The 13,644-nt window shown below is 61.5% G+C and carries 15 protein-coding genes; 7 read left to right on the forward strand and 8 right to left on the reverse strand.

What is annotated here, in order from left to right; genetic code table 11:
* The first annotated feature begins 1 nt into the window (after position 1).
* From paaK to paaY, 3 genes are all read left to right on the forward strand, one after another.
* Entirely contained in the window at positions 2 to 1,309 is a 1,308-nt protein-coding gene (gene paaK / locus GKN89_RS04845) for a phenylacetate--CoA ligase PaaK (protein WP_063918604.1), read from the forward strand.
* A 78-nt stretch (positions 1,310 to 1,387) separates the two neighbouring features.
* Positions 1,388 to 2,326, forward strand: coding sequence for a phenylacetic acid degradation operon negative regulatory protein PaaX (gene paaX / locus GKN89_RS04850; RefSeq protein WP_019453482.1), 939 nt, complete (start codon positions 1,388 to 1,390; stop codon positions 2,324 to 2,326).
* A 12-nt stretch (positions 2,327 to 2,338) separates the two neighbouring features.
* Complete coding sequence (paaY, locus tag GKN89_RS04855) at positions 2,339 to 2,935, forward strand: phenylacetic acid degradation protein PaaY (RefSeq protein WP_019453481.1); 597 nt, start codon at positions 2,339 to 2,341, stop codon at positions 2,933 to 2,935.
* Between the two features lie 38 nt (positions 2,936 to 2,973).
* Here the strand turns inward: paaY and GKN89_RS04860 are convergent, their stop codons facing one another.
* The 6 genes from GKN89_RS04860 to GKN89_RS04885 all read right to left on the reverse strand — a co-directional run bounded on the left by GKN89_RS04860 (position 2,974) and on the right by GKN89_RS04885 (position 8,442).
* A complete protein-coding gene (locus GKN89_RS04860) occupies positions 2,974 to 4,371 on the reverse strand; it encodes an amino acid permease (RefSeq protein ID WP_154746445.1) in 1,398 nt (465 codons plus the stop codon).
* A 20-nt stretch (positions 4,372 to 4,391) separates the two neighbouring features.
* Positions 4,392 to 5,579: an amino acid aminotransferase gene (locus GKN89_RS04865; RefSeq protein ID WP_019453479.1), complete on the reverse strand. Its 1,188-nt coding sequence runs from the start codon at positions 5,577 to 5,579 to the stop codon at positions 4,392 to 4,394.
* Positions 5,580 to 5,637: 58 nt separating this feature from the next.
* Entirely contained in the window at positions 5,638 to 6,009 is a 372-nt protein-coding gene (locus GKN89_RS04870) for a RidA family protein (RefSeq protein ID WP_074053807.1), read from the reverse strand.
* A gap of 1 nt (position 6,010) precedes the next feature.
* The gene (locus GKN89_RS04875; protein WP_154746446.1) at positions 6,011 to 6,808 is read right to left on the reverse strand and encodes an alpha/beta hydrolase; all 798 of its coding nucleotides are present in this window, start codon (positions 6,806 to 6,808) and stop codon (positions 6,011 to 6,013) included.
* Positions 6,809 to 7,047: 239 nt separating this feature from the next.
* On the reverse strand, positions 7,048 to 7,815 hold the full coding sequence (locus tag GKN89_RS04880; protein WP_154746447.1) for an enoyl-CoA hydratase-related protein: 768 nt from the start codon (positions 7,813 to 7,815) through the stop codon (positions 7,048 to 7,050).
* 411 nt (positions 7,816 to 8,226) lie between these two features.
* Positions 8,227 to 8,442 carry a glycogen synthesis protein gene (locus GKN89_RS04885; RefSeq protein ID WP_049201387.1) on the reverse strand — a complete coding sequence of 72 codons (216 nt, stop codon included), beginning with the start codon at positions 8,440 to 8,442 and terminating at the stop codon, positions 8,227 to 8,229.
* A 211-nt stretch (positions 8,443 to 8,653) separates the two neighbouring features.
* Between GKN89_RS04885 and gabD the strand changes: the two genes are divergently transcribed.
* The 3 genes from gabD (at position 8,654) to GKN89_RS04900 (ending at position 11,035) form a co-directional block, all read left to right on the forward strand.
* Entirely contained in the window at positions 8,654 to 10,129 is a 1,476-nt protein-coding gene (gene gabD, locus GKN89_RS04890; RefSeq protein WP_154746448.1) for an NADP-dependent succinate-semialdehyde dehydrogenase, read from the forward strand.
* Positions 10,130 to 10,230: 101 nt separating this feature from the next.
* On the forward strand, positions 10,231 to 10,644 hold the full coding sequence (locus GKN89_RS04895; protein ID WP_154746449.1) for a GyrI-like domain-containing protein: 414 nt from the start codon (positions 10,231 to 10,233) through the stop codon (positions 10,642 to 10,644).
* Positions 10,645 to 10,666: 22 nt separating this feature from the next.
* Complete coding sequence (locus tag GKN89_RS04900; RefSeq protein ID WP_370520173.1) at positions 10,667 to 11,035, forward strand: glyoxalase superfamily protein; 369 nt, start codon at positions 10,667 to 10,669, stop codon at positions 11,033 to 11,035.
* 6 nt (positions 11,036 to 11,041) lie between these two features.
* Here the strand turns inward: GKN89_RS04900 and GKN89_RS04905 are convergent, their stop codons facing one another.
* Positions 11,042 to 11,437 (reverse strand): cupin domain-containing protein, encoded by a 396-nt coding sequence (locus GKN89_RS04905; RefSeq protein ID WP_154746451.1) that lies wholly within the window; start codon positions 11,435 to 11,437, stop codon positions 11,042 to 11,044.
* A 173-nt stretch (positions 11,438 to 11,610) separates the two neighbouring features.
* Between GKN89_RS04905 and GKN89_RS04910 the strand changes: the two genes are divergently transcribed.
* Positions 11,611 to 12,504 carry a LysR family transcriptional regulator gene (locus GKN89_RS04910; RefSeq protein WP_025159861.1) on the forward strand — a complete coding sequence of 298 codons (894 nt, stop codon included), beginning with the start codon at positions 11,611 to 11,613 and terminating at the stop codon, positions 12,502 to 12,504.
* Here the strand turns inward: GKN89_RS04910 and GKN89_RS04915 are convergent.
* Positions 12,501 to 13,490: an aldo/keto reductase gene (locus GKN89_RS04915; protein ID WP_154746452.1), complete on the reverse strand. Its 990-nt coding sequence runs from the start codon at positions 13,488 to 13,490 to the stop codon at positions 12,501 to 12,503. The genes GKN89_RS04910 and GKN89_RS04915 overlap by 4 nt on opposite strands.
* Positions 13,491 to 13,644 lie beyond the last annotated feature (154 nt).

Raw genomic sequence — 13,644 nt, forward strand, 5'->3', positions numbered from 1 at the left:
CATGACAATAAATCCACAGCCCCTCGATAGCATCGAATTCGCCTCGCGCGATGAGATTGAAGCGTTGCAGTTGGCGCGCTTGAAATGGACTCTGCACCACGCCTACGACAATGTGCCGATGTACAAACGCAAGTTCGACCAGGCAGGCGTGCACCCTGACGATCTTAAACAGCTGAGCGATCTGGCGCGTTTCCCTTACACCACCAAGCAGGATCTGCGCGACAACTACCCGTTCGACACCTTCGCAGTGCCGATGGAACAGGTGGTGCGCATCCACGCCTCCTCGGGCACCACCGGCCGCCCGACGGTGGTCGGTTACACCCAGCGCGACATCGATAACTGGGCCGATATCGTCGCCCGCTGTCTGCGCGCCGGCGGCGCCACCGCCAAAGACAAGGTGCACGTCGCCTACGGTTACGGCCTGTTCACCGGCGGCCTGGGCGCACACTACGGCGCGGAGCGGCTCGGCGCCACGGTGATCCCGATGTCCGGCGGCCAGACTGAACGCCAGGCGCAGCTGATCCTCGACTTCAAACCCGACATCATCATGGTGACGCCGTCCTATTGCCTGACGCTGATCGACGAGCTGGAGCGCAAGATGGGCGGCGATGCGCGCGGCTGTTCGCTGCGGCTCGGCGTGTTCGGCGCCGAACCCTGGACCGAAGCTCTGCGGCACGAAATCGAAACCCGCATGGGCATCAAGGCACTGGATATCTATGGCCTGTCGGAAGTGATGGGGCCGGGCGTAGCGATGGAATGCCTGGAGAGCGGCGGCGGCCCCACCATCTGGGAAGACCACTTCCTGCCGGAGATCATCTGCCCGGAGACCGGCGTCGCCCTGCCGGACGGCGAGCACGGCGAACTGGTGTTTACCACCCTGACCAAAGAGGCGCTGCCGGTGATCCGCTACCGCACCCGCGATCTCACCCGTCTGCTGCCGGGGGACGCGCGCCAGATGCGCCGCATGGGCAAGATCACCGGCCGTTCCGACGACATGCTGATCATCCGCGGCGTCAACGTCTTCCCGTCGCAGGTGGAAGAGCAGATCATGCAGTTCGAGCAGCTGTCGCCGCACTATCAGCTGCAGGTCAGCCGCAGCGGGCACCTGGACACGCTGGCGGTGCGCGTCGAGCTGAAAGAATCGGCGCTCAGCCTCAGCCACCAGCAACGTTGCGACATCTGCCACCAGCTGCGCCACCACATCAAATCGATCGTGGGCGTCAGCACCGACGTCAGCATCGCCAACTGCGGCGATATTCCGCGCTCGGAAGGCAAGGCGCAGCGCGTGGTCGATCTGCGGCCACGTTGAGGCGCACGGCGTCACGGATGACGCCGCCCTAAATTATGGTAATGTTATGGCTCATCGAAAGCTAACCCATGGAAAAATATGGAACATAAACTGGATGAGTTCATTCGCCATGCCGTCGACGCGCAGCCGATCAGCGGCACTTCGCTGATCATTTCGCTGTACGGCGACGCGCTAAGCCACCGCGGCGGCGAAGTGTGGCTCGGCAGCCTGAGCGCGCTGCTGGAGGCCTTCGGTTTCGGCGATCGCTTCGTGCGCACCTCGGTGTTCCGCCTGCAGAAAGAGGGTTGGCTGGCGGTGGAGAAAATAGGCCGCCGCAGCTTCTACCGTGTGACCGATCAGGGAATGCGTCAGTTCCGCCACGCCGAATCGAAAATTTATCTGCGCGAGCAGCCCGCCTGGGACGGCAAGTGGGAGCTGTTGCTGCTGGAAAGCGCCGATAAAAACGCGCGCGCGCGGCTGAAAAAAGAGCTCGGCTGGCTCGGGTTCGGGCAGATCGCCAGCAACCTGATGGCCGCCCCCACCCATGCGCAGACCGACGTGACGGCGCTGCTCGGCGAACTGAACGCCAGCGAGCAGGTGATCTACTTCCGCGCCGATTACCCCTACAACCGCTCCGAACAAACCCTGCAGAAACTGGTGGCCGACTGCTGGTCGCTGAGCGAGGTGGCCGCCGGCTATCACGAGTTTATCGTCTCCTTCCGGCCGCTGATGGCGCTGCTGCGCGAAGTCGACCCGGCGGCTCTGACGCCGCTGCGCTGTTTCCAGATTAAGCTATTATTGATTCACTTCTTCCGTCGCGTGGTGTTGAAAGATCCGCTGCTGCCGGACGCGCTGCTGCCCGCGCAGTGGGAAGGCCAGATCGCTCGCAATCTGTGCATCAATCTCTATCAGCAGGTCGATCGCGCTGCGACGGAGTACGTCAGCTCGCTGGCGGAGACCACCATCGGCGCCTTGCCCGCGCCGGCCGCCGGTTACTATCGGCGCTTCGGCGGCCTGCCGCGCGACCCTACATGTTAAGGAACTCACGCTATGCCTGTGTATCAGATTGACGGCCTGACGCCGGTCGTTGACCCCAGCAGTTACGTGCACCCGACGGCGGTGCTGATCGGCGACGTGATCGTCGGCAAACACGTGTATATCGGCCCGAACGCCAGCCTGCGCGGCGATTTTGGCCGCCTGGTGATCTGCGACGGCGCCAACATTCAGGACAACTGCGTGATGCACGGTTTCCCGCAGCAGGACACGGTGGTGGAAGAAGACGGCCATATCGGCCACGGCGCCATCCTGCACGGCTGCCGCATTCGCCGCAACGCGATGGTGGGCATGAACGCGGTAGTGATGGACGGCGCGGAGATCGGCGAAAACACCATCGTCGGCGCGATGGCGTTCGTCAAAGCCGCGGCGACGATCGAAGCCAACAAGCTGGTGGTCGGCAGCCCGGCGCGCGTGCTGCGCGATCTGACCGAACAGGAGCTGGCCTGGAAGATCGCCGGCACTCGCGAGTATCAGGATCTGGTGCAGCGCTGCAAATCCTCGCTGCACGAAGTGGCGCCGTTGACCGCAATCGAGCCGGGCCGCCAGCGCCTGAGCTTCGGCGATCACCTCATCCCGAAAAGCCAGCTTTAATCCCCAGGGCTGAGGTGCGCCTCAGCCCCTGCCCCGCATTACTCCACCTCCGGCGCCTTGAACGGCGACGGCGCAGCCGCGCGGCGGCTCTGGAAGCGGTAGGCCACCACCAGCAGCAAGGTGAACGGAATGCCGAACCACAGCGTCATGCGGAAGAATTCGGTAAACGCCGTCGAGATCATCAGCGCCGCCATCAGCCCGCCACCCAGTAAGGTGGTATAGGGGAATCCCCACATGCGGAACTTCAGATGGGTCTGCCGGTGCCGGCGGCGGAAGAACAGATGGGTGACGAAGATCATCAGCCAGGTAAAACAGGCGCCATACACCGAAATGGACATCATGGCGGCGAACGACGTTTCCGGCGCCACCAGGCTCAGGACGATGGACACCACGATGCCGATGCACGACATCGCCAGCGCATTGACCGGAATGCCGCGCCGGCTGACGCGCCCCAGCGCCGCCGGCGCCTGCCCGGCGCGCGACAGCGAGAACATCATGCGGGTGGTGATGTACAGCTGGCTGTTCATCGCCGACAGCGCCGCCACCAGCACGATAAAGTTGAAGATGCCGGCGGCGGCAGGCAGATGGATCACGTTCATCGCCATCAGGAACGGGCTTTCGCCGGTGCCGGACTGGCGCCAGGGCACGATGGCCAGCATCAGGGCGATCGACAGCATGTAGAAGATGAACAGCCGCACGATGGTGCCCTTGAACGCCGCCTTCACCGCAATCACCGGATTTTTCGCCTCACCGGCGGCCACCGCGATCATCTCAATGCTCAGGTAGCTGAAGATGGAAACGATCACCGCAAACCACATGCCCTTGACGCCAAACGGCATAAAACCGCCGGTGGTCAGGTTGCGCAGGCCGTAGGCCGGGTTGCCCGAGAAAGCCAGGATGCCGATGCCGATCAGAATGAAGGCCACGATCGCCGTCACTTTGACGGTGGACAGCGCATATTCCACCTGGCCGAACGACTTCACGCCGATCACGTTGACCGCGATCACCGCCGCCGAGAACAGCAGCACCCACGGCCAGGTCGGCGTCGCCGGGAACCAGAACTGCATGTACATGCCGATGGCGGTGACTTCGGTGCCCACCGCCAGCACCACGCAGGACCAGTAGGAGTAGCGCACCAGAAAACCGAACAGCGGGCCGAGATAAAATTCGGCGTAGTCGCCGAACGAACCGGGCGTCGGGTGTTCGGAGGTCATTTCCGCCAGGCTCCCCATCAGCAGCAACGCAATGACGCCGCCGATCAGGTAGCTCAGCAAGACCGACGGCCCCGCCATCTGAATGGCATAGGCGCTGCCGAGAAACAGCCCGGTGCCGATGGCGCCGCCTATCGCCAGCATCGACATCTGCCCGGCGGTAAGATGCTTGTTCAACCCGCCCTGGCGACGGGCGATATGCTCAAAATCATTCATCTGTGGCATGGCGGTGTTCCCGGGCAGAGTTAGACGGTACGAGTGACGTCGAGAATGGCGGCGGTCACGTAATCGATATTGCCGGGGTTGAGCCCCGGCAGGCACATGCGGCCGGGCGCAACCAGATAGATGGCGTAGCGTTGCCGCAAGGTTTGCAGCTGCGTTTCGTTCAGGCCGGTATAGCTGAACATGCCGCGCTGATCGCGAATGCGCCGGTGATCCAGCGAAGAGCCGCCCCGTGCCAGCCCGGCGGCCAGCTGCTCACGCATCTGCTTGATGCGCGAGCGCATTTCCGCCAGCTCGTTGCGCCAAAGCGCACCGAGTTCGGCATCACCGAGCAGGATTTCCACGATCTGGCTGCCGTGTGTCGGCGGGCAGGAGTAGCTGCGGCGGATCAACGTTTTTAACGCGCCTTTGACGTTGGCGGCGTTTTCCGCATCGGCGCAGCGCACCGACAGCGCGCCCAGGCGCTGGCCGTACAGCGCCACGTTTTTGGAGAACGAGTTGCAGACCAAAAACGGCAAGTCGATTTTCAGCGCTTCGCGTACTGCCAGACAATCCTCGTCCAGCCCGTCGCCGAAGCCCTGATAGGCGATATCGAACAGCGGCAGCAGGTTGCGCCGCTGCAGTACGGCGAGCGTAGCGCGCCACTGCTCCGGCGTCAGATCGGTGCCGGTCGGGTTATGACAACAAGGATGCAGCAAGACCACGCTGCCAGGCGCCAGGTTGCTCAGCGCGTCGAGCATGGCGGCGAAACGCAGGCCGCCCACCGCCTCGTCAAAGTAGGGATAGGTTTTCACCTGCAACCCGGCGCCTTCAAAAATCGCCCAGTGGTTGGCCCAGGTGGGATCGGACACCCAGATCTCGCTGCGCGACAAAAAGTGGCGCAGAAAATCCGCCGCCAGCTTCAGCGCCCCGGAGCCGCCGACGGTCTGCACCGTGGCGATATCGGCCACAGTTCGCTCACCGAACAGCAGCGTCTGCACCTGGCTAGCGAACTGCGGCGAGCCTTCGATCGGCGGGTAGCCATGCGGGCGACGCAGCGCCAGCAGGCGTTGCTCGGCGGCCGCAACCGCCTGCATCAGCGGAATATTCCCCTGCTGGTCGTAATACAGCCCAATGCCTAAATTCACTTTGTTCGGATTGGGGTCCTGCAAATAGGCTTCCATCAGCGACATAATAGGATCGGCTGCGGAAGGCGCAATCTGTTTAAACATGACGCATCCTTAATTCATTATTGAATTAATATAAGAACGGATTTAAGCGGAAATTAAATCAGGCGATAGCGCTGACGGTAATTTCTATTTTCATTCCCGGCACCACCAGTTTTTCGACAATCACCGTGGATCGGTTAGGGTAAGGATAATTAAAGTATTCTCGGTAAATATTATCGAGACATTTAACGTCGTTGACGTCGGTAAGATAAACGATCACCTGCAAGACCTTATCGCTGTTGCTGCCCGCCGCCTTCAGCGTTTGCGCCAGATTGTCGAAGGTCAACGCAATCTGTTGCTCCGGCGCGCCGGTCTCGATGCTGCCGTCCGCCCGCACCGGGCCATGAGCGGTAAACAGCATGCCGCCGCCCCGTGTAGCCCAGGAAAAAGGCTGGCCGATTTCCGGCAGCCCGGTCTCTACGATCTCGCGCATGTCAGTGTTTCCCATGATGATCAAGTTGGCGAAGCAGCGCGCCGTCGGCGGCGAACAACGCATCCAGAATGGTGAAATGGTTGGCGCCGGGCACCGCGACCAGTTCCGCCGGCAGCCCATGTTGATGCAGCGCCGCGTGATAGTGGCGCGACTGGCCGATCAGTTCCGGCAGCTCAGCCGCGCCGTAATACAGCGTGAGCGGTTTGGTTCGCGCCGGCAGGTGGCGCGCTGGGCTGAGCGTTTCAATCTGCCGCGCGGTTAGCTGCAGCGCCCGGTTGACATAGCTTTCTCGCAGCGGCGCCAGCTCGAACAGGCCGCTGATGGGAAAGACCGCATCCACCATCGCATGCTGCTGCCAAAACGCCGCCAGATGCCCGCCGGCGGAATGGCCGCACAGGTGCACCGGATGGGCGTCGTGCGGCGGCAGGCGACGCTGAATGGCATCCAATGCGGTGCCGATCTGCCGACAAATAGCGTCAAGATTAACCGCCGGCGCCAGCGTATATTCCACCAGCACCACGTCGAATCCCAACGCCAACGGCCCGGCGGCGATAAAGGCGAAATCCGCCTTATCGCAAAATTGCCAATAGCCGCCGTGAATAAAAATTAACGTCCCCTGATGTTGCTTTGCAGAATAGAACCAATCCAATGTTTCGCGTTCGCTTTCACCGTAAGCAATATTCTTTTCATGCCGCGTCTGATTATAAACGGCCGCGCTGCGGGTTTGAAACGAAGCCAAAATAGCCGCTTCATCATCCACCGTAGCGCCGTTATCATAGCTCCCCGCAAGTTGTCTCATATATTAAACTTCGTTTATTATTTAAAATATAAAGTAACTATTAGCAGCAGCAAAATTATTGTCAAGATGGGCGTAGCAGCAATGCGCGCCCGGTAAAATAAAACCTCGTTTGCGGCGAAAAAGTTTAACCCATGAAACTTTTTCGCCGCCGGCCGCGTTTATTTTTGCCATGAAAATAGCACGAATGCCGAGGGCGATCGCTGAGAGGTTGCTGGCCGCACCGAGCCAGGCATCGGGGTTCAGACCAGATTGGTGAAGTCTGGCCGGCGCTTTTGCACAAAGGCGGCAAATGCCTCTCTGGCCTCCGCGCTTTGCAGCCGCGCCATGAAAACGCTCAACTCCAGGTCGGTCTGGGCAATGAGACGCTCGGCATCACGCATGAGTTTTTTCGTTGCCTGCAGCGAAGCCACCGGTTTGGCCGCCAGCCTCCGCGCCACCTGACGCGCCTCCTCGTCGAGAGCGGCGAGCGGAACGCATTTGTTCGCCATTCCCCAGGCAACCGCGTCCTGCGCGGCGACGGGCTCACCGAGAGCGAACATCTCAAAGGCTCTGACATGGCCTATCCGCGAAGGTAACAAATAGCTCGAGGCGGCCTCCGGCACCAAGGCTAAATTCACGAACGGCGTGCTCAACTCCGCATTATCGGCAACCAGCACATAATCACAGTGCAGAAGCATGGTGGTGCCAACACCGACCGCCTTCCCCTGCACCGCGGCGACGAGAGGTTTGGTGATACTGGCCAGGCTCTTTAAAAAGCGCACGACCTCTTGCCCCCCGCTGCCTTGCATGACCTGCGAAGCAAATTCATTGATGTCATTGCCGGCAGTAAACATGTCGCCCGCCGCCTGGAGCAGAATGACCCGAATGTCCGACTCCGCTTCCGCAATAGCCAAAGCATCGGCCAAAGCCGCATACATCGCCGTCGTTAGCGCATTCTTTTTATCCGGCCGTGTTAACGCGATCGTGAGAATACCTTCGTTCTTGTTGATGGCGATGTCAGCTGTCATGTCCCCCCCTTTATTTTCAAACGCGGCTCATTCATCCGTTTGCTGCGGCTAAAACACATAAAGATATTGCCCCAGCCAAATCACAGCATGTCGAATGCCTGTATGAGTATAGGTTGCAATATCGATGCAGAGAGAGTCAAAAGACAACGCCATAAGTAGGGCTGGCATTGAAGAACTCACATGCTGTTTATTTTGGCGTACGGAGAACGGCATTCAGAATGGTAAAGCATGACGCGCCGCCGGATACCCTCAAAACGACGTCCTCGGCGGGGAGATTGGCGATGACATTGATAAGCGCTCACATACCCAGGCAGAGCGCTGTCAAAAGGTAGAAAATACGTCAGGCAAAATTGCCGTTCGCCTCAGCTTAAGCGAACGGCGGCGCCTGCGATGTCGGGAAACATCGGCAAATTACAGGCTGTGTTCGGCCGCCGCTGCGGCCTGATAAAGCTGACGAAAATAACTCAACCGCGCAAAGAACAGGCGGCTTTGCTGCTCCGACATGTTGCCGGCCACCTGCCCGGCGTCAATCTGCCGCCCTTGCCACTCCATCAGGGCGATGCTCGACGCCAAAAAATCCATTTCGCTGCCGTAGGCCGCGAGATGCCTGTCCACTGATTTCATCATTCGCACACTCCTTTTAATCACATCGAAAAGGGTCATATGCCTGCCCTTTCAGTATCGACCCGGCGGCGGATGTTTTTTGTACAGAAGGTGCGCATAAAGAAAACGGTCATCTTGTCGCCGCGTCGGCAAACGGCGGCGGCAAAGTTTGCTAGGGTAAAGGGTAGCCGTATGGGATAGACCATTCTGTTGAACTCAGCATAGGAAGAGACCAATGAGCACCAGTATCTGCGCGACCCTCAAGGATCCCACGCTGTTCCGCGAGGCCAATTACATCGACGGCCAATGGTTGCCGGCCCATGAGGGCCGCGCCATCGCCATTCATAACCCCGCCAACGGCGAGCTGGTCGGCCACGTGCCGGCCTTCGGCGCCGAAGAAACCGCGCGCGCCGTCGCCGCCGCAAAAAAAGCGCTGCCCGCCTGGCGCGCCCTGACCGCCAAAGAGCGCGCCGGCAAGCTGCGGCGGCTGTTTGAACTGATGATGGAGAATCAGGAAGATCTGGCGCGCATCATGACGGCGGAACAGGGTAAACCCCTGGCCGAAAGCCGCGGTGAAATCGCCTATGCCGCCTCCTTTATCGAATGGTTCGCCGAGGAAGGGAAGCGGGTCTATGGCGACACCATTCCGCAGCCCCAGTCGGGCCGCCGCATTATCGTGCAGAAAGAGCCGATCGGCGTGTTCGCCGCCATCACTCCGTGGAACTTCCCGGCGGCGATGATCACCCGTAAAGCCGGCCCCGGCTGGGCGGCAGGCTGCACCGGGGTGATCCGTCCCGCCAGCCAGACCCCGTTCTCGGCGCTGGCGATCGCCGTACTGGCGGAGCGCGCCGGGCTGCCCGCCGGGGTATGCAACGTGATAACAGGCCCCAGCAAGGGCATTGGCGGCGAGCTCACCGCCAACCCGGACGTGCGCAAACTCTCCTTCACCGGCAGCACCGAAGTCGGCGCGCAGCTGCTGGCCCAGTGTGCGCCCACCATCAAGAAAACCAGCATGGAGTTGGGCGGCAACGCGCCGTTTATCGTATTCGACGACGCGGATCTGGACGCCGCTGTGGCCGGCGCAGTCGCCTCCAAATACCGCAACTCCGGCCAGACCTGCGTCTGCACCAACCGGTTTTTGGTGCAGGATGGCGTGTACGACGCCTTCGCCGCCAGGCTGAAAGCCGCCGTCGCCAAGCTGAAAGTCGGCAACGGCCTGGATGATGGCGTCACCATCGGCCCGTTGATCAACCAGGACGCGGTGGAGAAAGTGCGCGAGCATATCGCCGACGCCGTCGAGCACGGCGCCTCGGTGCTGCTGGGCGGCAAGCCTGACGCGTTGGGCGGCAATTTCTTCACCCCGACCATCCTGACCGACGTGCCGCGCACGGCAAAAATCTTCCGTGAGGAAACCTTCGGCCCGGTGGCGCCCCTGATCCGCTTCAGCCAGGAAGCCGAAGCCGTCGAAATGGCCAACGACACGCCGTTCGGCCTGGCCGCTTACTTCTACAGCCGCGACATCGGCCGGGTGATGCGCGTGGCCGAAGCGCTGGAGTACGGTATCGTCGGCATCAACGAAGGGTTGATCTCCACCGAGGTAGCGCCGTTCGGCGGCATGAAGCACTCCGGCTTGGGCCGCGAAGGGTCCAAATACGGCATCGAAGACTATCTCGAGATCAAATACCTGTGCCTCGGCGGCCTGGGCGCCTGATGCGATCGGCCCCCGCACCTGCGGGGGCCATACCTGGCGAATCCGGCAAGCCTTTGCTACCTTTAGGCATCTCTTTCAAGCGGTTAAAAGGAATTTCCCCTATGCAGCCTACCTCGGTGCACTTGCCCGGCTTTTACGTCGCCGGCCAAACAGTCAGAACCACCAACCAGAACGAAACCCAAGCCGAAACGGCAAAGATTCCCGCGCTGTGGTCGGATTTTTTCGCTACCTCACCCGCCCTGCCGGTATACGGGGTCTATTCCAATTACGCTTCCGACGCCAGCGGGCCGTTTGACGTCACCGCCGGCAGTGAGGCACAGAGCGGTTTGCACATCCAACCCGGCCGCTATCTGGTCTTCTCCGCCCGTGGCGCGATGCCGGCGGCGGTCATCGAAGGCTGGCAGCACATCTGGGCCTACTTCGCACAACACCCTGAGATCGAACGCCGCTTCCTGACCGACTTCGAAGCCTATACCGGCCCCGACGCGGTCGATATCCACATCGGCTGCCGCTAACGCGGCAATGAGGTCAACGATGATCGCCTTCTCGCCCGCCATTCCGATCCTGCGCATCTTTTCGGTCGACAAGGCCAAAGAGTTTTACCTGGATTTTCTCGATTTCACGCTGGAGTGGGAGCACCGTTTCAGCGAAGACCTGCCGCTGTACATGCAGATTGCCCGCGCCGGGCTGACGCTGCACCTGAGCGAACACTACGGCGACAGCACGCCCGGCGCCGCCATTTTCATTCCGATGCAGGACATCGAAGCGCTGCATCGCGAACTCACGGCCAAAAACTACCGCTATGCACGGCCGGGCCTGGAGATTGTCGATTGGGGCAAGGAACTGAACCTCACCGATCCGTTCGGCAACCGCCTGCGGTTCTGCGAACAGAACCGCAGGTCCTGAGCGCCGTTATTGCCGGTACTCCGCCTCGCTGACCGGCTCCAGCCAGGTCACCGGGCTGCCGTCCACCGCTTCGGCGATGGCGATATGGGTCATGGCGCAGTCCGGCGTCGCGCCGTGCCAGTGTTTGACATCCGCCGGGATCCAGACGATATCGCCGGGGTGCATTTCCTGCGTCTTCTCGCCCCACATCTGGATCCAACCGCGCCCCTGAGTGACGATCAGCGTCTGACCGAGCGGGTGAGTATGCCAGGCCGTGCGGGCGCCGGGTTCGAAGGTGACGGTTGCGCCGCCCACTCTGGCCGGCGCCTCGCCGGTGAACGGCGCGTCGATGCGCACCTGCCCGGTAAAGTAATCCGCCGGGCCGCGCTGCGAAGGGATCGAACCGCTGCGTTGTATTTTCATCTGTAGTGTCCTCCGCGCCGGCTCTCACAGCCGGCGCTGATAGTCATGGGTCAGTGATGCCAAGATAGCGCCATGCTTTTCCAGCGACTAGCGGCTAAAATGCGCAAGGAGCTATGAGCTCAATTCATAAATCTACGCGCGGCCGCGCCCTAACCTTGCTCTCCGGTGCCGATATGTTGAAAGAAAACTTTAACGACCTGATCGCTTTCCTGATGGTGGCCAGAGAACGCAGCTTCACCAAAGCGGCGGCGCAGCTCGGGGTTTCCCAATCGGCGCTCAGCCACGCCATCCGCGGGCTGGAAGAACGCCTGGCGCTGCGCTTGCTTACGCGCACCACCCGCAGCGTGGCCCCCACCGAGGCCGGTGAGCGGCTGCTCAACAGCATCGGCCCGCGCTTTGCGGAGATAGAAAGCGAGCTGAACGCGCTGGGTGAAATGCGCGATCGCCCCGCCGGCAACATCCGCCTCACCGCCGGCGAACACGCGGTGGATGCGGTGCTGTGGCCGGTGCTGCGCACTTTTCTCGTCGATTACCCGGACATCAACGTGGAAATCACCGTCGACAATAGCCTGACCGACATCGTCGCCGGGCGTTTCGACGCCGGCATCCGGCTGGGGGAACAGGTGGCGAAGGACATGATCGCGGTGCGCATCGGCCCGGACATGCGCATGGTGGCCGTCGCCTCACCCGCCTATTTCGCCCGTCACGGCCTCCCCACCACGCCGCAGGCATTGCAAAACCACCGTTGCATCAATATGCGCCTGCCCACCCTCGGCGGGTTGTACGCCTGGGAGTTCGCCCGCGATGGCCGGGAGATCAAAGTACGGGTGGAGGGGCAATTGACCTTCAACAGCCTGCGCCAGCGAATCGACGCCGCACAGCTCGGTCTCGGCATCGCCTTCGTGCCGGAAGACAGCGTCGCCGAGGCGCTGGCCGACGGGCGCTTGCAGATGGCGCTGGACGAGTGGTGCCCGCCGTTTCCCGGCTATTACCTCTATTACCCAAGCCGCAGGCAACACACCACCGCCTTTGCGCTGCTGATTGAGGCGCTGCGGCGCGGGGCTTAACGCCCGACGTTCTTTTGCAGATGCGCCGGGTAGCGATCGCCGATCACGTCGATAGCGGAGAGCGCACGCTCAATCTCGCCCAGTTCGTCCGCCGCCAACACCACCGACGCCGCCGCAAGGTTTTCTTCCAGTCGGTGACGCTTAGTGGTTCCCGGGATTGGCACGATCCACGGCTGCTGCGCCAGCAGCCAGGCCAGGGCGATCTGCGCCGGCGTCACGCCCTTGCGCTGCGCTATCTGCCCCAGCACGCCCACCAGCGCCTGATTGGCCCGGCGCGCCTCGGCGCTGAAGCGCGGCACCACGTTGCGAAAATCGCCGCTGTCAAAGGTGGTGTCCTCGGTGATGGCGCCGGTGAGAAAGCCCTTGCCAAGCGGGCTGAACGGCACCAGACCGATACCCAGTTCCGCCAGCGTCGGCAGGATTTCACGCTCCGGCTCGCGCCACCACAGCGAATATTCGCTTTGCAGCGCCGTGACCGGCTGCACCGCGTGGGCGCGCCGAATGGTTTGCGCGCCGGCTTCCGACAGGCCGAAGTACTTCACTTTCCCTTCGCGAATCAGTTGCTGCACCGTGCCCGCCACCTCTTCGATAGGCACCTCGGGATCGACGCGGTGTTGATACAGCAGATCGATAGTCTCTACCCGCAGGCGCTGCAGCGAACCTTCCACCGCCCAGCGAATATGCTCCGGGCGGCTGTTCAACACCTGTTGCCCCGCTGGTTGCGGCAGATCGAAACCGAACTTGGTAGCGATGACGACCCGATCGCGCACCGGCGCCAGCGCTTCGCCCAACAATTCCTCGTTCGTGAACGGACCATAAATCTCGGCGGTATCGAAGAACGTCACGCCCTCGTCAACCGCGGCACGGATCAGATCGATCGCCTGCCGCTTGTCGGTAGCCGGGCCGTAGCCAAAACTGAGCCCCATGCAGCCCAGACCCAACGCCGATACTTCCAGCCCTTCGCGCCCCAACTTACGTGTTTGCATCTTCACTCTCCTGCGGATGGATACCGGCCCCCTGACACAGAGCCGCTCGGATGAGATGACTGTAAAAGACCCATGCCGCCATGACTATGGGGCAAAATACGCTTGAGCTTATGAGCCAGTTTCATTAATCCGCTAACCGTCTCAGGGGATTGAA

This window comes from Serratia sp. YC16, assembly GCF_009707615.1.
Taxonomy (GTDB): Bacteria; Pseudomonadota; Gammaproteobacteria; order Enterobacterales; family Enterobacteriaceae; genus Serratia; species Serratia surfactantfaciens.

What these genes read in the sequence shown, in the direction of transcription:
- GKN89_RS04895 (WP_154746449.1), top strand. Translation starts at nt 10,231, where the DNA reads ATGCAGCCTACCTCGGTGCACTTGCCCGGCTTTTACGTCGCCGGCCAA.
- GKN89_RS04915 (WP_154746452.1), bottom strand. Translation starts at nt 13,490, where the DNA reads ATGCAAACACGTAAGTTGGGGCGCGAAGGGCTGGAAGTATCGGCGTTG.
- GKN89_RS04880 (WP_154746447.1), bottom strand. Translation starts at nt 7,815, where the DNA reads ATGACAGCTGACATCGCCATCAACAAGAACGAAGGTATTCTCACGATC.
- GKN89_RS04885 (WP_049201387.1), bottom strand. Translation starts at nt 8,442, where the DNA reads ATGATGAAATCAGTGGACAGGCATCTCGCGGCCTACGGCAGCGAAATG.
- paaK (WP_063918604.1), top strand. Translation starts at nt 2, where the DNA reads ATGACAATAAATCCACAGCCCCTCGATAGCATCGAATTCGCCTCGCGC.
- GKN89_RS04865 (WP_019453479.1), bottom strand. Translation starts at nt 5,579, where the DNA reads ATGTTTAAACAGATTGCGCCTTCCGCAGCCGATCCTATTATGTCGCTG.
- GKN89_RS04905 (WP_154746451.1), bottom strand. Translation starts at nt 11,437, where the DNA reads ATGAAAATACAACGCAGCGGTTCGATCCCTTCGCAGCGCGGCCCGGCG.
- gabD (WP_154746448.1), top strand. Translation starts at nt 8,654, where the DNA reads ATGAGCACCAGTATCTGCGCGACCCTCAAGGATCCCACGCTGTTCCGC.
- GKN89_RS04860 (WP_154746445.1), bottom strand. Translation starts at nt 4,371, where the DNA reads ATGCCACAGATGAATGATTTTGAGCATATCGCCCGTCGCCAGGGCGGG.
- GKN89_RS04910 (WP_025159861.1), top strand. Translation starts at nt 11,611, where the DNA reads ATGTTGAAAGAAAACTTTAACGACCTGATCGCTTTCCTGATGGTGGCC.
- GKN89_RS04870 (WP_074053807.1), bottom strand. Translation starts at nt 6,009, where the DNA reads ATGCGCGAGATCGTAGAGACCGGGCTGCCGGAAATCGGCCAGCCTTTT.
- GKN89_RS04875 (WP_154746446.1), bottom strand. Translation starts at nt 6,808, where the DNA reads ATGAGACAACTTGCGGGGAGCTATGATAACGGCGCTACGGTGGATGAT.
- paaY (WP_019453481.1), top strand. Translation starts at nt 2,339, where the DNA reads ATGCCTGTGTATCAGATTGACGGCCTGACGCCGGTCGTTGACCCCAGC.
- paaX (WP_019453482.1), top strand. Translation starts at nt 1,388, where the DNA reads ATGGAACATAAACTGGATGAGTTCATTCGCCATGCCGTCGACGCGCAG.